Source organism: Salmonella sp. 3C, assembly GCF_025426275.1.
Taxonomy (GTDB): domain Bacteria; phylum Pseudomonadota; class Gammaproteobacteria; order Enterobacterales; family Enterobacteriaceae; genus Salmonella; species Salmonella enterica.
Map to the genome: position 1 here is coordinate 4779512 of NZ_CP104858.1, position 18524 is coordinate 4798035.

At 51.1% G+C, this 18524-nt stretch carries 18 protein-coding genes, 1 pseudogene and 1 other annotated feature; of the genes and pseudogenes, 10 read left to right on the forward strand and 9 right to left on the reverse strand.

The features are described 5' to 3' along the window. Positions 1-125: 125 nt before the first annotated feature. Positions 126-203: pseudogene (locus N7E69_RS23435) on the reverse strand (hypothetical protein); the annotation flags it as partial. A gap of 159 nt (positions 204-362) precedes the next feature. Here N7E69_RS23435 and sbcB point away from each other — a divergent pair. Further along, positions 363-1793: an exodeoxyribonuclease I gene (gene sbcB, locus N7E69_RS23440; RefSeq protein WP_000216702.1), complete on the forward strand. Its 1431-nt coding sequence runs from the start codon at positions 363-365 to the stop codon at positions 1791-1793. Between the two features lie 135 nt (positions 1794-1928). Here sbcB and plaP read toward each other — a convergent pair whose 3' ends face one another. From plaP to N7E69_RS23460, 4 genes are all read right to left on the reverse strand, one after another. Continuing rightward, positions 1929-3287 carry a putrescine/proton symporter PlaP gene (plaP, locus tag N7E69_RS23445; protein ID WP_001519005.1) on the reverse strand — a complete coding sequence of 453 codons (1359 nt, stop codon included), beginning with the start codon at positions 3285-3287 and terminating at the stop codon, positions 1929-1931. Beyond that, positions 3277-3339: a membrane protein YoeI gene (gene yoeI, locus N7E69_RS23450; protein WP_096335044.1), complete on the reverse strand. Its 63-nt coding sequence runs from the start codon at positions 3337-3339 to the stop codon at positions 3277-3279. Before yoeI ends, plaP begins: the two co-directional genes overlap by 11 nt. 233 nt (positions 3340-3572) lie before the next feature. After that, positions 3573-4487 (reverse strand): LysR family transcriptional regulator, encoded by a 915-nt coding sequence (locus N7E69_RS23455; protein WP_000803316.1) that lies wholly within the window; start codon positions 4485-4487, stop codon positions 3573-3575. Positions 4488-4532: 45 nt separating this feature from the next. After that, on the reverse strand, positions 4533-5357 hold the full coding sequence (locus N7E69_RS23460; RefSeq protein WP_000754712.1) for an SDR family oxidoreductase: 825 nt from the start codon (positions 5355-5357) through the stop codon (positions 4533-4535). A gap of 162 nt (positions 5358-5519) precedes the next feature. On the opposite strand from N7E69_RS23460, the gene hisL reads away from it, so the two are divergent. The 9 genes from hisL (at position 5520) to hisIE (ending at position 12852) form a co-directional block, all read left to right on the forward strand. After that, complete coding sequence (hisL, locus tag N7E69_RS23465) at positions 5520-5570, forward strand: his operon leader peptide (RefSeq protein WP_001364200.1); 51 nt, start codon at positions 5520-5522, stop codon at positions 5568-5570. After that, positions 5546-5669: a sequence feature (His leader region), on the forward strand. It overlaps the preceding gene by 25 nt. A gap of 46 nt (positions 5670-5715) precedes the next feature. After that, positions 5716-6615 (forward strand): ATP phosphoribosyltransferase, encoded by a 900-nt coding sequence (hisG, locus tag N7E69_RS23470; protein ID WP_000886604.1) that lies wholly within the window; start codon positions 5716-5718, stop codon positions 6613-6615. A 102-nt stretch (positions 6616-6717) separates the two neighbouring features. Next, a complete protein-coding gene (hisD, locus tag N7E69_RS23475; RefSeq protein ID WP_000009624.1) occupies positions 6718-8022 on the forward strand; it encodes a histidinol dehydrogenase in 1305 nt (434 codons plus the stop codon). Then, positions 8019-9098: a histidinol-phosphate transaminase gene (gene hisC, locus N7E69_RS23480; RefSeq protein WP_000102717.1), complete on the forward strand. Its 1080-nt coding sequence runs from the start codon at positions 8019-8021 to the stop codon at positions 9096-9098. The genes hisD and hisC overlap by 4 nt, the downstream gene beginning before the upstream one ends. Then, positions 9095-10162 carry a bifunctional histidinol-phosphatase/imidazoleglycerol-phosphate dehydratase HisB gene (hisB, locus tag N7E69_RS23485; RefSeq protein WP_000080044.1) on the forward strand — a complete coding sequence of 356 codons (1068 nt, stop codon included), beginning with the start codon at positions 9095-9097 and terminating at the stop codon, positions 10160-10162. The genes hisC and hisB overlap by 4 nt, the downstream gene beginning before the upstream one ends. After that, positions 10162-10752, forward strand: coding sequence for an imidazole glycerol phosphate synthase subunit HisH (gene hisH / locus N7E69_RS23490; protein WP_001103591.1), 591 nt, complete (start codon positions 10162-10164; stop codon positions 10750-10752). Before hisB ends, hisH begins: the two co-directional genes overlap by 1 nt. Further along, positions 10752-11489 carry a 1-(5-phosphoribosyl)-5-[(5-phosphoribosylamino)methylideneamino]imidazole-4-carboxamide isomerase gene (gene hisA / locus N7E69_RS23495; protein WP_000586406.1) on the forward strand — a complete coding sequence of 246 codons (738 nt, stop codon included), beginning with the start codon at positions 10752-10754 and terminating at the stop codon, positions 11487-11489. The genes hisH and hisA overlap by 1 nt, the downstream gene beginning before the upstream one ends. Further along, positions 11471-12247 (forward strand): imidazole glycerol phosphate synthase subunit HisF, encoded by a 777-nt coding sequence (gene hisF, locus N7E69_RS23500; RefSeq protein ID WP_000880124.1) that lies wholly within the window; start codon positions 11471-11473, stop codon positions 12245-12247. Before hisA ends, hisF begins: the two co-directional genes overlap by 19 nt. Beyond that, the gene (hisIE, locus tag N7E69_RS23505) at positions 12241-12852 is read left to right on the forward strand and encodes a bifunctional phosphoribosyl-AMP cyclohydrolase/phosphoribosyl-ATP diphosphatase HisIE (protein WP_000954848.1); all 612 of its coding nucleotides are present in this window, start codon (positions 12241-12243) and stop codon (positions 12850-12852) included. Before hisF ends, hisIE begins: the two co-directional genes overlap by 7 nt. A gap of 80 nt (positions 12853-12932) precedes the next feature. Here hisIE and wzzB read toward each other — a convergent pair whose 3' ends face one another. From wzzB to N7E69_RS23525, 4 genes are all read right to left on the reverse strand, one after another. Further along, a complete protein-coding gene (gene wzzB, locus N7E69_RS23510) occupies positions 12933-13916 on the reverse strand; it encodes an LPS O-antigen chain length determinant protein WzzB (RefSeq protein ID WP_000215261.1) in 984 nt (327 codons plus the stop codon). 142 nt (positions 13917-14058) lie between these two features. Further along, positions 14059-15225 (reverse strand): UDP-glucose 6-dehydrogenase, encoded by a 1167-nt coding sequence (ugd, locus tag N7E69_RS23515; protein ID WP_000704825.1) that lies wholly within the window; start codon positions 15223-15225, stop codon positions 14059-14061. A gap of 237 nt (positions 15226-15462) precedes the next feature. After that, the gene (gene gndA / locus N7E69_RS23520) at positions 15463-16869 is read right to left on the reverse strand and encodes an NADP-dependent phosphogluconate dehydrogenase (protein ID WP_000043532.1); all 1407 of its coding nucleotides are present in this window, start codon (positions 16867-16869) and stop codon (positions 15463-15465) included. Between the two features lie 163 nt (positions 16870-17032). Next, complete coding sequence (locus N7E69_RS23525) at positions 17033-18463, reverse strand: undecaprenyl-phosphate galactose phosphotransferase (RefSeq protein ID WP_039507376.1); 1431 nt, start codon at positions 18461-18463, stop codon at positions 17033-17035. Positions 18464-18524 lie beyond the last annotated feature (61 nt).

Here is an 18524-nt window from a genome sequence, read left to right on the forward strand (position 1 = left end):
GCCTCAACCCGCATGGAGTTAAGGGACACAGCGTTGTGTCCCTCTGTAAATAGACCCGTTTTAGTCCATGCATTTTTTGAGATCCCGGCCAGATTGACCCTGGCCTAAATTCCATACAGTACTAAATCAGAATCAGTAATTTCAGATGGGCCGGAATATGGTTTACCATAGAGGGAGCGTAGCTTAGTGTCGCTGATGATCATTTTAGTATTTTGTACTCAATGATTTTAATGTTTATGTACTCACCATCGCATGTACGAACATTAGCAACAATATCAATTGGTGTACAAATACAATCAATCAACGACAAAATAAAAGAATAAAATATTTCATATACAGATAACATCAGGCGTGTACATCAAGTGACAGTTAAAAACGACAGCATACAGAGCACATTCCTCTTCCACGATTACGAAACCTTCGGTACGCATCCGGCCCTCGACAGACCTGCGCAATTCGCCGCGCTCCGTACGGATAACGACTTCAACGTTATTGGCGAGCCGGAGGTGTTTTATTGCAAACCCGCCGATGATTATCTACCGCAGCCCGGCGCGGTGCTGATTACCGGCATCACGCCGCAGGAAGCGCGTGAGAAAGGAGAAAACGAAGCCGCTTTCGCCAGACGCATTCATGCGCTGTTTACCGTTCCTAAAACCTGCGTTGTGGGCTACAACAATGTGCGCTTTGATGATGAAGTCACGCGCAATATTTTTTATCGCAACTTTTACGATCCCTATGCCTGGAGCTGGCAGCATGATAATTCACGTTGGGATCTATTGGATGTCATGCGCGCCTGTTATGCGCTGCGCCCGGAGGGAATTAACTGGCCGGAAAACGACGACGGCCTGCCCAGCTTTCGTCTGGAACATTTAACCCAGGCGAACGGGATCGAACACAGCAACGCGCATGATGCGATGGCGGATGTCTACGCCACTATTGCGATGGCGCAACTGGTGAAAACACGCCAGCCGCGACTGTTTGATTATCTTTATAGCCACCGCAGTAAACATAAACTGGCGGCGCTGATTGACGTTCCGCAGATGAAGCCGCTGGTGCATGTCTCCGGCATGTTTGGCGCGTGGCGCGGTAATACAAGCTGGGTCGCGCCGCTGGCGTGGCATCCTGAAAACCGTAACGCGGTGATCATGGTCGATTTAGCAGGCGATATTTCTCCTCTTCTTGAGCTGGACAGCGACACCCTTCGCGAGCGGCTTTATACGGCCAAAGCCGATCTTGGCGATCACGTCGCAGTGCCGGTAAAGCTGGTGCATATCAATAAATGTCCGGTACTGGCGCAGGCGAATACCTTGCGCCCGGAGGATGCCGACCGGCTGGGAATTAACCGCCAGCACTGCCTGGATAACCTGAAAGTGTTGCGTGAAAACCCGCAGGTCCGCGACAAAGTGGTGGCGATTTTTGCCGAAGCCGAACCTTTTGCCGCCTCGGATAACGTTGATGCCCAGCTCTATGATGGTTTTTTCAGCGATGCCGATCGCGCAGCCATGAAAATCGTACTCGAAACCGAGCCGCGTAACCTGCCCGCGCTGGATATTACCTTTGTCGATAAGCGCATTGAGAAGCTGCTGTTTAATTACCGCGCACGCAATTTTCCCGGTACGCTGGATGACGCAGAGCAGCAGCGCTGGCTAGAGCATCGCCGTCAGGTGCTGACGCCGGAGTTTTTACAACAATATGCCAATGAATTGCAGATGCTTTCTCAGCAGTATGCGGAAGATAAAACGAAGCTGGGGTTGCTGAAATCACTGTGGCAGTACGCAACTGAGATTGTGTAATTGACCAATGCCTGACGAGCATTGTTAATCCAGATCGGATAAAGAGTGACGCCGCCATCCGGTAAACATGCTGGATGACAAACAAAAAACCGGAGGCACTGCCTCCGGTTTTACTATTGCCGATAATACGCGCGATTACGCGACGTCTTCGTACTGTGGAACCGGGTTGCGGAAGCTTTTAGTTACGCACGCCAGATAAATCAGCCCGATACCCGCCCAGATCAGGCCCAGTACCATTGAGCTCTCTTCCAGGTTAACCCACAACGCACCAACCGTGAGCGCGCCGCACATGGGCAGGAACAGATACTGGAAGTGATCTTTCAACGTTTTATTACGCTTCTCACGGATCCAGAACTGCGAAATCACCGACAGGTTAACAAAGGTAAACGCGACCAGCGCACCAAAGTTAATCAGCGCCGTCGCCATCACCAGGTCAAAATTAATCGCTAGCAGCGCGATCGCCCCGACCAGGATGATGTTCATCGCTGGCGTACGCCATTTCGGATGAACGTAACCGAAGAAGCTTTTCGGGAATACGCCGTCGCGCCCCATTACGTACATCAGGCGCGCTACGCCTGCATGCGCCGCCATACCGGAAGCCAGTACGGTGATAGTAGAGAAGATCAGCGCGCCCACCTGGAAGGTTTTACCCGCCACGTACAGCATGATTTCCGGCTGAGACGCATCCGGATCTTTAAAGCGAGAGATATCCGGGAAGTACAATTGCAGGAAATAGGTTGCAAAGATGAAGATCAGGCCGCCAATCAGCGCGGTCAGAAAAATCGCACGCGGGATCACGCGCTCAGCATCTTTGGTCTCTTCCGACAGGTTACTGATGCCGTCAAAGCCGGTAAAGGAGAAGCACAGGATCGTCGCTCCCGTAATCATCGGGATAACGTGCGCATCGCCGGACCAGAACGGACGGGTGCTCGCCAGCGTACCGGCGCCTTCGCCTTCAAATACGCCATAAACCACCATGCCCAGAATGACCGCAATCAGCACCACCTGTAGCACTACAATCACGGTGTTGAAGTTAGCGACCGATTTGAGGCTGCGCAGGTTAAAGGCCGTCATAAAGGCCACCAGCGCCACGACAAACACCCATGACGGAATGGAGGGCACCAGCGCTTCAAAATAAATTTTCGCCAACAGAATGTTGATCATCGGCGCGAACAGGTAATCGAGCAGAGAAGACCAACCCACCATAAAGCCAACGGTCGGGCTGATGGATTTCTGGGCATAGGTGTACGCCGAACCCGCGGAAGGATAGCGACGCACCAGTTTCCCGTAGCTCAACGCCGTAAACAGAATCGCGATTAACGCGAATGCATACGCCGTCGGTACGTGACCGTCAGTGAGGCCTGAAACGATACCAAATGTATCGAACAGCGTCATCGGCTGCATATAGGCAAGACCCATCATTACAACCGGAACTAACGTAAGCGTTTTACGTAATTCCACGCGAGAGGTGTTTGGAGTAACGTTATGCGACATGGTCATTCTCCTTTACGGCGAATGCCGTCGCGTAAGCAAAAAATTGCCCCATTTTCTGGATTCCTCAGCGACAACAACTGTCGATTTTTAAGTAAGTATCTATCCGGTACGAAGCCCGGCCTCTTGGTATTGAATGATGTGTTTGAAGCAAAAAAATAACCGACGCGTATTAAAACGTCGGTTAGTGTCATTTTTTGCAAGCGGCGTATTCTGCCCTAAATTGAAGTGAAATGACAAGAGAATGCGAGCGCGTTCAAAAAATTATTTTTCATAAGCGATTGATTTTTAAACCGGCGATTTTGCATACACCCCAGCAATAGCATTATTTGCTAAAATTTCATCCCGCCACCAGCCGCTGGCCAGCCCGGCGGTCTGTTCATTCCAGCCAACCCACACCGGTTCATAGACGATTTGCGCCACAACTTTCTTCTCTATAAGCGCGCCGCTTTCCAAAAATCGCTGCGCCAGATAACGCGGTAAATAGCCGCATCCCAGGCCGCTAATTTGCAGCTCCAGCTTGGTTTTAAAATCAAACACGGTAATCGCTTCCTGAGCGTCGAGCAGTTCAGACCCTATTGATCGCGAGGAATGGACGCTATCGCCAACCACAATCGCGCGAAAACGTTTGATCGTCTGGCGGCTAAGCGGTTCCTCTTCATGAACCAGCGGATGATGCGGAGCGACAGCAAACACCAGTTCAAGATCGCCCAGTCTTGCAAAGCCAAAGCCGGTGTCAGGCGGCGGCGCGCGCATGGCGCCAACAATAATATCCGCCCTTCCCTGCGTCAGCGTCTCCCATGAACCGCCGAGAACGCCATTGACAAATTTAAGGCGCGTCACGCTGTGGCGTTGATAAAAAGCGTCGATAAGCGGGGCCAGAAGAGAAAAGGGAAAGGTATCATCCACACCGATGACCAGTTCGTTCTCCCAGCCTTCATGCAGTTTAATCGCCTGCTTTTCCAGCTCGCGAACGGTGTGCAGCACTTCACGGCCTTTTTCCAGTAGCATCTTACCGGTTCGCGTAAATCGCGCGCGATGCCCGCTACGGTCGAGCAGTTGGATATTAAGATCGTTTTCCAGCTTATGAACGGTATAACTGAGGGCGGACGGCGTTTTAAATAATTTTGCCGACGCCGCCGCGAAGCTGCCTTCTTTTTCTAACGCATCAAGAATAATCAGAACGTCCAGCAGTGGTTTCATACTCGTCCCCTTGCGCTATATGGCGACCACCTGCTGGACAGCGACTCACTCCATCGGCATCACCAGCGGATCGGGATATTGATATTCAAATCCCAGCTCATTACAAATCCGGCTACCGTCGATAATCTTCCCTTTGCCGTTGTCCGGTGCGTCACGAAAATGCGGCGGCGCCATTCCCAGCAAGCGCGTCATTTGCGGATAAAACACGTTGCGGGCTGGATGCGCCGGCGCACATATATTATAGATGTGCCCCCCTTTTGGCGCCTGTAGCAAAAGGGTAATTGCGCCAACCACGTCTTCAAGATGCACCAGATTGACCCCGTGTTGACCATCCGGCGCGGTTTTTCCGGCAAAGAAACGACCGGGATGGCGTCCAGGCCCGACCAACCCCGCCAGCCGCAGAATATCCACTGACGTGCCCGGCAGATTATGCAGCCAATCTTCCAGTTCCTTCAGGGTACGCCCGCTGGCCGTGACCGGATTACGCGGCGTATTCTCTTTCACCACGCCTTGCGCATCGCCGTAAACAGACGTCGAACTGGTAAAAATAATACGCGGGATACGATAAGCCAGCGCGCTGTCGACCAGCTCCTGCATCGCCTGCAGATAAAAATCCTCTCCCGGACCGCTACGGCGCGCGGGCAGTGTTATCACCAGCGCATCGACATCCAACAGAGCGTCAAGATCGTCCGCCTCACAGACCAGCTCCGGCTCCAGACGCAGCGGATAGCTTTCAATTCCACTCATACGGGCCGCTTCCACCCCGTCAAGGGTGGTTTTGCTGCCGGTAACCTGCCAGCCTCTCGCTGCCAGCGACATTGCCAGCGGCATGCCTAACCAACCTAAACCGACAATTGCGACCTTTTTCATCCATTTTCTCCTGACTTTAACGCCTTATACATAAGGCTACGCCAGCCCGCCGTGACTGACAATTCATACTATAAATGCGAAATGAAAAAAGCGCTTGCTTTAAGGCGTAAAAGTGGTTTAGGTTAAAAGGTATCAAATGAATAAGCATTCATCGGAATTTTTATGACACGCGTTCAATTTAAACACCACCATCATCACCATCATCCTGACTAGTCTTTCAGGCGATGTGTGCTGGAAGACATTCAGATCTTCCAGTGGTGCATGAACGCATGAGAAAGCCCCCGGAAGATCATCTTCCGGGGGCTTTTTTTTGGCGCGCGATACAGACCGGTTCAGACAGGATAAAGAGGAACGCAGAATGTTAGACAACACCCGCTTACGCATAGCTATTCAGAAATCAGGCCGTTTAAGCGATGATTCACGAGAATTGCTGGCCCGCTGCGGCATAAAAATTAATTTACACACTCAGCGCCTGATTGCGATGGCGGAAAACATGCCGATTGATATCCTGCGCGTGCGTGATGATGACATTCCGGGTCTGGTGATGGATGGCGTGGTCGATCTCGGCATTATCGGCGAAAACGTGCTGGAAGAAGAGCTACTCAACCGCCGCGCGCAGGGCGAAGATCCACGCTATTTAACCCTGCGCCGTCTTGACTTCGGCGGCTGCCGTTTATCACTGGCAACGCCGGTTGACGAAGCCTGGGACGGCCCGGCGGCGCTGGACGGTAAACGTATCGCTACCTCTTATCCGCACCTCCTCAAACGCTACCTCGACCAGAAAGGCGTCTCTTTTAAATCGTGTCTGTTAAATGGTTCTGTCGAAGTCGCGCCGCGCGCGGGGCTGGCCGACGCTATCTGCGATTTGGTCTCTACCGGCGCGACGCTTGAAGCTAACGGCCTGCGTGAAGTCGAAGTTATCTACCGCTCTAAAGCCTGTCTGATTCAGCGCGACGGTGAGATGGCACAGAGCAAGCAGCAGCTGATCGATAAATTGCTGACCCGTATTCAGGGCGTGATTCAGGCGCGCGAATCGAAATACATCATGATGCACGCGCCAAGTGAACGCCTGGAAGAGGTTATCGCCCTGCTGCCAGGCGCCGAAAGGCCGACAATTCTGCCGCTGGCAGGCGAGCAACAGCGCGTGGCGATGCACATGGTCAGCAGCGAAACGTTGTTCTGGGAAACCATGGAGAAACTGAAAGCGCTTGGCGCCAGCTCGATTCTGGTACTGCCGATCGAGAAGATGATGGAGTGATCTGACGCCTGATGGCGCTGCGCTTATCAGGCCTACGTAATGCGTTGATATTTTGGGTTCTGTAGGCCGGATAAGGCGGAACCCTGTGATGGAGTAAAGACCATGAGCTTCAATACCCTGATTGACTGGAACAGCTGTAGCCCTGAACAGCAGCGTGCGCTGCTGACGCGTCCGGCGATTTCCGCCTCTGACAGTATTACCCGGACGGTCAGCGATATTCTGGATAATGTAAAAACACGCGGTGACGATGCCCTGCGTGAATACAGCGCTAAATTTGATAAAACAGAAGTGACAGCGCTACGCGTCACCCCTGAAGAGATCGCCGCCGCCGGCGCGCGTCTGAGCGACGAATTAAAACAGGCGATGGCCGCTGCCGTCAAAAATATTGAAACGTTCCATTCCGCGCAGACGCTACCGCCTGTAGATGTGGAAACCCAGCCAGGCGTACGTTGTCAGCAGGTTACGCGTCCCGTCTCGTCTGTCGGTCTGTATATTCCCGGCGGCTCGGCTCCGCTCTTCTCAACGGTGCTGATGCTGGCGACGCCGGCGCGCATTGCGGGATGCCAGAAGGTGGTTCTGTGCTCGCCGCCGCCCATCGCTGATGAAATCCTCTATGCGGCGCAACTGTGTGGCGTGCAGGAAATCTTTAACGTCGGCGGCGCGCAGGCGATTGCCGCTCTGGCCTTCGGCAGCGAGTCCGTACCGAAAGTGGATAAAATTTTTGGCCCCGGCAACGCCTTTGTAACCGAAGCCAAGCGTCAGGTCAGCCAGCGTCTCGACGGCGCGGCTATCGATATGCCAGCCGGGCCGTCTGAAGTACTGGTGATCGCAGACAGCGGCGCAACACCGGATTTCGTCGCTTCTGACCTGCTCTCCCAGGCTGAGCACGGCCCGGATTCCCAGATGATCCTGCTGACGCCTGATGCTGACATTGCCCGCAAGGTGGCGGAGGCGGTAGAACGTCAACTGGCGGAACTGCCGCGCGCGGACACCGCCCGGCAGGCCCTGAGCGCCAGTCGTCTGATTGTGACCAAAGATTTAGCGCAGTGCGTCGCCATCTCTAATCAGTATGGGCCGGAACACTTAATCATCCAGACGCGCAATGCGCGCGATTTGGTGGATGCGATTACCAGCGCAGGCTCGGTATTTCTCGGCGACTGGTCGCCGGAATCCGCCGGTGATTACGCTTCCGGAACCAACCATGTCTTACCGACCTATGGCTATACTGCTACCTGTTCCAGCCTTGGGTTAGCGGATTTCCAGAAACGGATGACCGTTCAGGAACTGTCGAAAGCGGGCTTTTCCGCTCTGGCATCAACCATTGAAACATTGGCGGCGGCAGAACGTCTGACCGCCCATAAAAATGCCGTGACCCTGCGCGTAAACGCCCTCAAGGAGCAAGCATGAGCACTGAAAACACTCTCAGCGTCGCTGACTTAGCCCGTGAAAATGTCCGCAACCTGGTACCGTATCAGTCCGCCCGCCGTCTGGGCGGTAACGGCGATGTCTGGCTGAACGCGAATGAATTCCCGACAGCGGTGGAGTTTCAGCTCACCCAACAAACGCTTAACCGCTACCCGGAATGCCAGCCAAAGGCCGTGATTGAAAACTACGCGCAATATGCTGGCGTAAAGCCGGAGCAGGTGCTGGTCAGCCGCGGCGCGGATGAAGGGATCGAACTGGTGATCCGCGCCTTCTGCGAACCGGGGAAAGACGCCATTCTCTACTGTCCGCCCACTTATGGTATGTACAGCGTCAGCGCCGAAACCCTTGGCGTAGAGCGCCGGACGGTTCCCGCGCTTGAAAACTGGCAGCTGGATCTACAGGGGATTTCCGACAACCTTGACGGCACAAAAGTGGTGTTCGTTTGTAGCCCCAATAATCCTACCGGACAACTTATCAACCCGCAGGATCTGCGCACGCTGCTGGAGTTGACACGCGGTAAAGCGATAGTCGTCGCCGACGAAGCTTATATTGAGTTTTGCCCGCAGGCCACGCTGACAGGCTGGCTGGTTGAATATCCTCATCTGGTTATCCTGCGCACATTGTCGAAAGCTTTTGCGCTGGCGGGTCTGCGCTGCGGCTTTACACTGGCTAATGAAGAGGTGATCAACCTGCTGTTAAAAGTGATCGCCCCTTATCCGCTTTCTACGCCAGTGGCGGATATCGCCGCCCAGGCGCTGAGCCCGCAGGGAATAAACGCAATGCGCGATCGCGTGGCGCAGACAGTGCAGGAACGTCAGTATCTGGTGAATGCCCTGCAACAGACCGCCTGCGTAGAACACGTCTTTGACTCTGAAACCAACTATATTCTGGCGCGGTTTACCGCCTCCAGCAGCGTGTTTAAATCCTTATGGGATCAGGGCATTATCTTACGCGATCAGAATAAACAACCTTCTTTAAGCGGCTGCCTGCGGATTACGGTCGGCACCCGCCAGGAAAACCAGCGCGTCATTGACGCCTTACGTGCGGAGCCAGTATGAGTCAGAAGTATCTTTTCATCGACCGGGACGGAACCTTAATTTCCGAACCGCCGAGCGATTTTCAGGTAGACCGCTTTGATAAACTGGCCTTTGAGCCAGAGGTGATTCCCGTATTGCTGAAGCTGCAAAAAGCCGGTTTTAAGCTGGTGATGATCACTAACCAGGATGGACTTGGCACGCAAAGCTTCCCGCAGGCGGACTTCGACGGACCGCACAACCTGATGATGCAGATTTTCACCTCTCAGGGCGTATGCTTTGATGAGGTGCTGATCTGCCCTCACCTGCCCGCAGACGATTGCGACTGCCGCAAGCCCAAAGTGAAGCTGGTGGAGCGTTATCTTGCGGAACAAGCGATGGATAGCGCTAACAGCTATGTGATTGGCGATCGTGCGACCGATATCCAGCTCGCTGATAATATGGGCATTACTGGTTTACGCTATCACCGTGAAACGCTGAACTGGACGATGATTGGCGAACAGCTAACGAAACGCGATCGCTATGCGCATGTGGTCCGCAACACCAAAGAGACACAGATTGATGTCAGCGTCTGGCTGGATCGCGAAGGCAACAGCAAGATTAATACCGGCGTCGGCTTCTTTGACCATATGCTCGATCAAATCGCCACCCACGGCGGCTTTCGCATGGAGATTACCGTTAAGGGTGATCTCTATATCGACGATCACCACACGGTAGAAGATACCGGACTGGCGCTCGGTGAGGCATTAAAACTGGCACTTGGCGACAAACGCGGTATCTGTCGTTTTGGCTTTGTACTGCCGATGGATGAATGTCTGGCGCGCTGCGCGCTGGATATTTCCGGTCGTCCGCATCTGGAATATAAAGCTGAATTTACCTACCAACGTGTGGGCGATTTGAGCACAGAGATGATTGAACACTTTTTCCGCTCACTCTCTTACACGATGGGCGTCACTCTGCATCTCAAGACTAAAGGTAAAAACGATCACCACCGTGTCGAAAGTTTGTTTAAAGCCTTTGGTCGGACGCTACGCCAGGCTATTCGCGTGGAGGGCGATACATTACCGTCCTCGAAAGGAGTGCTGTGATGAACGTCGTCATCCTTGACACCGGCTGCGCCAATTTAAGCTCGGTAAAATCCGCCGTGGCGCGCCACGGTTACACCCCGGTGGTCAGCCGCGAAGCGGAAATCGTATTACGCGCTGACAAACTCTTTCTGCCCGGCGTCGGCACGGCGCAGGCCGCTATGGATCAACTGCGCGAACGTGAACTGATCGACTTAATTAAAGCGTGTACTCAGCCGGTACTGGGTATCTGCTTAGGGATGCAACTGCTGGGTCGTCGCAGCGAAGAGACGCGCGGCGTGGATCTGCTGAACATTATCGAACAAGACGTGCCGAAAATGACCGACTTTGGTCTGCCGCTGCCGCACATGGGCTGGAATCGCGTGTATCCGCAGGCGGGCAACCGGCTGTTTCAGGGCATTGAAGATGGCGCCTATTTTTACTTTGTTCACAGCTACGCGATGCCGGTCAACCCGTGGACTATCGCCCAGTGCAATTACGGCGAGCCGTTTACCGCGGCGGTACAGAAAGATAATTTCTTCGGCGTACAGTTCCATCCGGAACGTTCGGGCGCGGCGGGCGCACAGTTGCTGAAAAACTTCCTGGAGATGTAATGATTATTCCGGCATTAGATTTAATTGACGGCACCGTGGTGCGTCTCCACCAGGGCGACTACGCCCGGCAGCGGGATTACGGTAACGATCCCCTGCCCCGTTTGCAGGATTACGCCGCCCAGGGCGCCGGGGTGCTGCATCTGGTAGATCTGACCGGCGCTAAAGATCCGGCTAAGCGACAGATACCGCTGATTAAAACCCTGGTCGCGGGCGTGAACGTGCCTGTTCAGGTCGGCGGCGGCGTGCGTACCGAAGAAGACGTTGCGGCATTACTGAAAGCTGGCGTTGCCCGTGTGGTCATCGGTTCAACGGCGGTGAAATCCCCTGACGTGGTGAAAGGCTGGTTTGAACGTTTTGGCGCGCAGGCGCTGGTACTGGCGCTGGACGTTCGCATAGACGAACACGGCAACAAGCAGGTGGCGGTTAGCGGCTGGCAGGAAAATTCCGGCGTCTCGCTGGAACAACTGGTGGAGACCTATCTCCCCGTCGGCCTGAAACATGTACTGTGTACCGATATTTCTCGCGACGGCACGCTGGCGGGCTCTAACGTTTCGCTGTACGAAGAGGTATGCGCCAGATATCCGCAGATCGCCTTTCAATCCTCCGGCGGTATTGGCGATATCGATGATATTGCCGCCCTGCGCGGCACCGGCGTGCGCGGCGTGATTGTCGGACGCGCTCTGTTAGAAGGGAAATTTACCGTTAAGGAGGCCATCCAATGCTGGCAAAACGTATAATTCCGTGTCTGGATGTTCGTGATGGTCAGGTGGTGAAAGGCGTACAGTTTCGCAACCATGAGATCATTGGCGATATCGTTCCGCTGGCCAAACGCTATGCCGACGAAGGCGCGGACGAACTGGTGTTCTATGACATTACCGCCTCCAGCGATGGTCGCGTAGTCGATAAAAGCTGGGTGGCGCGCGTTGCCGAGGTGATCGACATTCCGTTTTGTGTAGCGGGCGGTATCCGGTCAATTGACGACGCCGCCAAAATTCTTTCTTTCGGGGCGGATAAGATCTCTATCAACTCCCCGGCGCTGGCTGACCCAACGCTGATTACCCGTCTGGCTGACCGTTTTGGCGTACAGTGCATTGTCGTCGGGATTGATACCTGGTTTGACGACGCCACGGGGAAATATCATGTTAACCAGTATACCGGCGATGAAAACCATACCCGCGTGACGCAGTGGGAGACGCTGGACTGGGTGCAAGAGGTACAACAGCGCGGCGCGGGGGAAATCGTCCTGAATATGATGAACCAGGACGGCGTGCGTAACGGTTACGATCTGACGCAGTTGAAAAAAGTCCGTGACGTTTGCCGCGTGCCGCTGATCGCCTCCGGCGGCGCGGGCACGATGGAACACTTTCTTGAGGCATTCCGTGATGCCGATGTCGACGGCGCGCTTGCCGCCTCCGTTTTTCACAAGCAAATCATCAATATTGGCGAATTAAAAGCGTACCTGGCAGGCCAGGGCGTGGAGATCAGGATATGTTAACAGAGCAACAACGCCGCGAGCTGGACTGGGAAAAAACCGATGGCCTGATGCCAGCCATCGTGCAACATGCGGTATCCGGCGAAGTATTGATGCTGGGCTATATGAACCCACAAGCGCTGGACAAAACCATTGAATCCGGCCATGTCACGTTCTTCTCACGCACGAAACAGCGTTTATGGACCAAAGGCGAAACCTCAGGCCATGTGCTGAATGTCGTCAGCATTGCGCCAGATTGCGACAACGATACACTGCTGGTGCTGGCAAACCCTGTCGGGCCGACCTGCCACAAAGGTACCAGCAGCTGCTTTGGCGACGCCAGCCATCAGTGGTTATTCCTGTATCAACTGGAGCAGCTACTGGCAGAGCGCAAAACCGCCGATCCGACCAGCTCTTACACGGCGAAACTGTACGCCAGCGGTACCAAACGTATTGCGCAAAAAGTTGGCGAAGAAGGTGTGGAAACCGCGCTGGCGGCCACCGTCAATGATCGTTTTGAATTAACCAATGAAGCGTCTGATTTGATGTACCACCTGCTGGTGCTGTTGCAGGATCAGGATCTCAACCTCACCACCGTGATCGACAATCTTCGTAAGCGTCATCAATAAGCGTAAAAAAACCGGGCAATGCCCGGTTTTTTAATGAGAAATTTTACCTGTCGTAGCCGACCACCATCCGGCAAAGAAGCTTACAAGGCTTTTGGCTTATAGCTACGTAGCGCATTGCGTCCCAGCACAATCCCGGCACCGATCATCCCACCCAGCAATACAGCCAGCACGAGGGTAATGGCTGTTTTCGGGCTATCGCGACGGACCGGCAGCGTCGGCTTCATCACATAACGATAGACGTGCACCGTATCGGCAGTCACTTTCAGATTTTTAATGTCCAGCAGTGTCTGCTTCGTCTGGTAATAGGCCGGAGAAAAGACCAGTGGACGCGTCGCTTCGTTCTGTATCATCGATTTTAGCGCATCGCTCCCCAACAGGAACATCGTGTCCTGGGTAACATCCTGGGTTTGCTGAATCTGCGGCTGCGTGATTTTGGCCTCATCCGCATAGCGCAACGCTTCTTCGATTTGCTTAATACGCAGATCTTTTTGCTCCTGCGCCACAACTTCCTGCGTCTCAAGGGACTCCTGCAACGTTTTGGTTTGCAGCGTGATGTTATCTTTCAGGTCAACTTCCAGTTCCTTAGCGACCTCTTCATCCACCTGTTGGATATATTCCGCCAGCCGACGCTGCGCCCCTTCAGCGGTAGTACTCACATAAGAAACCGAGAGTGGCAGCGCCTGCCCTTTTACCGACTGTTCAATGGTAAGCTTTTCCCGCTCTTTCTGATTATCCAGCACTTCCGATAATGCGGAAAACGCAGAGCTAAAGCGGCTTATAAAATTCGCCTGCACTTCAGAGATTTTGGGGGCATTCCCACCATACAAGACGTTGAGCGCGTTGGTATAGGTGGCAACCTGCGCGGCATCAGGTTGGGTAATAATCGCCGTGGATGTCCATTTTTCTTTGGCTATCATCAGGTAGCCTACAGCCAGCAAAATGGCGATAATAACGGCTACAATAATGGTCATCTTCCCACGCCATAACTGTAGCAATAACTCAATCAAATCAATCTGTTCCGGATCGTTCCCACGCCCGGAAGACGTATTACTATCCACTGTCATAGATACCCTAACTAAAAAAAGGATGAAGCTGGAGACAGTGTAGCCATAAAGCAAATATATGCCATAGGATTAATGATAAAAATCAGACATTATTTCCATTTGGTCAATAAATCATCGGGACTCATCAGCCCCGATTGCCTTATTAATCACTACCGAAAAGATCGCGGGTATACACTTTTTCAGCGACATCCAAAAGCTCTGCCGCCATCCTGTTGGAAATAATGACATCCGCCTGCTGTTTAAAGCAGTGCAAATCACGTTCAAGACGTGAGTTAAAGAAAGTATCTTCTTCCATTACCGGCTCATAGATGATGACCTCTACGCCTTTCGCTTTAATGCGCTTCATAATCCCCTGAATCGATGAGGCGCGGAAGTTATCGGAGCCACTCTTCATAATCAGGCGATAAATGCCCACCACTTTAGGCTTTCTGGCGAGGATAGCGTCGGCAATAAAATCTTTACGCGTACGGTTTGCTTCAACGATAGCGGAGATAATATTATTAGGCACCGACTGATAATTGGCCAGCAACTGTTTGGTATCTTTTGGCAAACAATATCCGCCATAACCAAAAGAGGGATTATTATAATGATTGCCAATACGCGGGTCGAGGCACACCCCTTCAATAATTTGTCGGGTATTTAATCCTAACGTTTCAGCATAGCTGTCTAATTCATTAAAATAAGCGACTCGCATAGCGAGATAAGTATTGGCGAAAAGTTTAATAGCTTCCGCCTCAGTGGAGTCCGTAAACAGCGTTGGAATCTCCTGTTTAATAGCGCCTTCCTGGAGTAATGCGGCAAATTCTCTGGCGCGCTCAGACTGTTCCCCAATCACGATACGGGAGGGATAAAGGTTATCGTAAAGGGCTTTACCTTCACGTAAAAACTCCGGAGAGAAAATGATATTTTCTGTCGCAAACTTCTGACGCATTGCCGCCGTGAAGCCAACCGGCACCGTAGACTTAATAATCATCACGGCTGCGGGGTTGATGCTGATCACATCCTGAATGACCGATTCCACACTGGACGTATTAAAATAGTTGGTTTTGGGATCGTAATCCGTAGGCGTAGCAATGATGACGTAATCTGCATTCTGGTACGCATCAAACTTATCCAGCGTTGCCCTGAATCTGATGTTATCTTCCTTTAAAAATTGCTGAATTTCTTTATCAACAATCGGAGATATCCGATCATTTAACAGTTCAACACGGGAAGGAACAATGTCTAACGCCACCACATCATGATGTTGTGCAATAAGCAAACCATTAGACAAGCCAACATAACCCGTCCCGGATATCGTGATTTTCATTATTCGCTCTCAGAATTAACTTAATTATGAATCATGATGTATTTCGCATCCTGATAAGATATTAAAGTTTTAACGCCTGAGTATATAAAGTGCAACGCAGACGAAAACAATTCAGATTATCTTCATTACGATAAACACAGATTATTAAGTTAATATTAAGCAAAAGCAATAAATCAATAAGAATAGAGATAAAAAAAAAGCCCGGTATTAAACCGGGCTTAAACATTTTTGCAGAAATTATTCCAACCATTCGGTATGGAAAATGCCTTCTTTATCAGTACGTTTATAGGTGTGCGCACCAAAGTAGTCACGCTGCGCCTGAATTAAGTTAGCTGGCAGTACTGCGGCGCGATAGCTGTCATAGTAGGCCACTGCCGCAGAGAATGTCGGCACCGGAATGCCGTTCTGCACCGCGTAAGCCACGACATCACGCAGCGCCTGCTGGTACTCATCAGCAATTTTCTTGAAGTAAGGCGCTAACAGCAAGTTAGCGATACCGGCGTTTTCTGCGTAAGCATCAGTGATCTTCTGCAGAAACTGAGCGCGAATGATACAGCCCGCACGGAAAATCTTAGCAATCTCGCCGTAGTTGAGATCCCAGTGATATTCATCAGACGCGGCGCGTAGCTGCGAGAAGCCCTGCGCATAGGAGACGATCTTGCCAAGATACAGCGCGCGACGCACTTTCTCGATAAATTCAGCTTTGTCGCCTGCCGGCTGCGCTTTCGGCCCGGAGAGCACTTTAGATGCGGCAACACGTTGCGCTTTCAACGAAGAGATGTAACGCGCAAAGACGGATTCGGTAATCAGCGACAGCGGTTCACCCAGATCCAGCGCGCTCTGGCTGGTCCATTTACCGGTCCCTTTGTTGGCGGCTTCATCAAGAATGACATCCACCAGGTAGTTTCCGTCTTCATCTTTTTTAGTGAAGATGTCTTTAGTGATGTCGATCAGATAGCTGCTCAGCTCGCCGTTATTCCACTCAGTAAAAGTGTTCGCCAACTCTTCATTGCTGAGATTCAGGCCGCCTTTCAGCAGGGAGTAAGCTTCAGCGATAAGCTGCATATCGCCATATTCAATACCATTGTGGACCATCTTGACGTAGTGACCAGCACCATCGGCGCCGATATAGGTCACGCACGGTTCGCCATCTTCCGCCACAGCAGCAATCTTCGTCAGGATCGGCGCCACCAGTTCATAGGCATCTTTCTGACCGCCAGGCATGATAGATGGCCCTTTCAGCGCGCCCTCTTCACCACCGGAAACACCGGTACCGATAAAGTTAAAACCTTCCGCAGACAGCTCGCGATTGCGACGGATTGTGTCCTGGAAGAAGGTGTTACCGCCATCAATAATGATATCGCCTTTTTCCAGATACGGTTTCAGCGAATCGATAGCTGCATCAGTACCTGCACCCGCTTTCACCATTAACAGGATACGACGAGGCGTTTCGAGGGATTCAACAAACTCTTTCACCGTGTAATAAGGCACCAGCTTTTTGCCGGGATTCTCGGCAATCACTTCTTCGGTCTTTTCACGGGAGCGGTTGAAAACGGAGACGGTATAACCACGGCTTTCGATGTTGAGCGCGAGGTTGCGCCCCATCACTGCCATACCGACGACGCCGATCTGTTGCTTGGACATTACATACTCCTGTCAGGTGTGGAAACCCTGCCACAAACGGTCATGGCAGGTTAAAGGTGAATAGTATGTTAACTCAAAGGTATGATATTAAGGTAGCGATTGATGCGTTCAGATTTTACGCAGGCTATTTTATACAATTATTATTCAGTACTTCTCGGTAAGCTTAATACGCACCATCTCGCCGCAAAACAACTTTCGCTGTTTTAAACAGAATGGCAATATCATTCCAAAGCGTCCAGTTTTTAACATACCAGGAATCAAAATAAACACGAGTGTCATAATCAACATCATTACGCCCACTCACTTGCCATAGACCTGTCATGCCCGGCTTTGCCATCAAATAATAATCAACATCATCACAATAACGCTCCAGTTCATCCGAAACGATAGGTCGTGGTCCAACCAGGCTCATATCACCTTTTAGTACATTAAAAAGTTGTGGCAACTCATCAAGGCTAGTTTTACGTATAAATCGACCTACAGCTGTGATTCGAGGATCATTTTTCAGTTTAAAATCTTTCTCCCATTCAGCCCTGGCAATAGGATCGTTAGCCAAAAGTTCTTTTAGTACCTCTTGAGAATTCATAACCATAGAACGAAATTTGTAGCATGGAAAAAGTTTTCCATGCCGACCTACTCGCTGGTGACCATAAATAGCCGGACCACCATCTCGAGTAACTTTATACCACAGATAAATCATAAGTGGTGATGCAATTATAAGAATCATTATTGAACAAACAATATCAAATGTCCGTTTGAGAAAACGGGACGACCTTTTAGCCAAGTTATTTTGTATCCTTAATAACATAACTTCATGGCTAAAGATAAAAGACATATCAGTATTATATAATGGCAATCCTCTAAACGAGGGGACTACAGTAACAGAACGACAATGATGTTTTGAAAGTTCACGTAGCCAAAAATGTGTTTTCTCCAACTCGGTGTATTCATAAGCAAGGATATAATGGACATCACCTGTACGATTTAAATCCCAAATAATCTCAGTATCCTTTATCACCGGCAACATATTTATTTCAGCATCTGACGCATCCGTATCAAAAAAAGCGATAACATCAAACCCCATCATCTCCTCACTTTGCAGCGCAGAATATGCACCACGAGCATTCGATCCGCTCCCCAGGATGATAGTTTTTTTCTTCCAGATACCTAGCTTGTTCAATAAATGCTTTGTAAGTGCGCGAAAAAAAGGCACCAGGATTAGAGCAAAAGTCCAACAAAACACCCAGACATAGCGTGAAAATTGCCATTTTGTAAACGCTATCAGAGCCAAATCAAATATAGCAAAAATAACGATCGTACGAAAAATTTCTTTTAACTCATACCAAAATGGCTTGCGGTATGTATAATGTCGCAAACGAATCCAAAACCAACCGACACATACTACTGACAAAATAAAATGCGTAATAACTCTTGTATCTAATTGGTCTTGAGGAATAAATCGCTGTACTTGATCAAAAATAAAATAGACACATCCTAATGAAAACCATAAGGCTAAATTAAAAAAAATCAAATCCGATATAGCCAAAAAAATTTTACATAGCTGTGGATTATACTTATTATCAATATTATCCATTTAATCCTCACCCTCTGACCGTGCATAATGTAAATAAAATAGGCATATTAAGTAAATAACA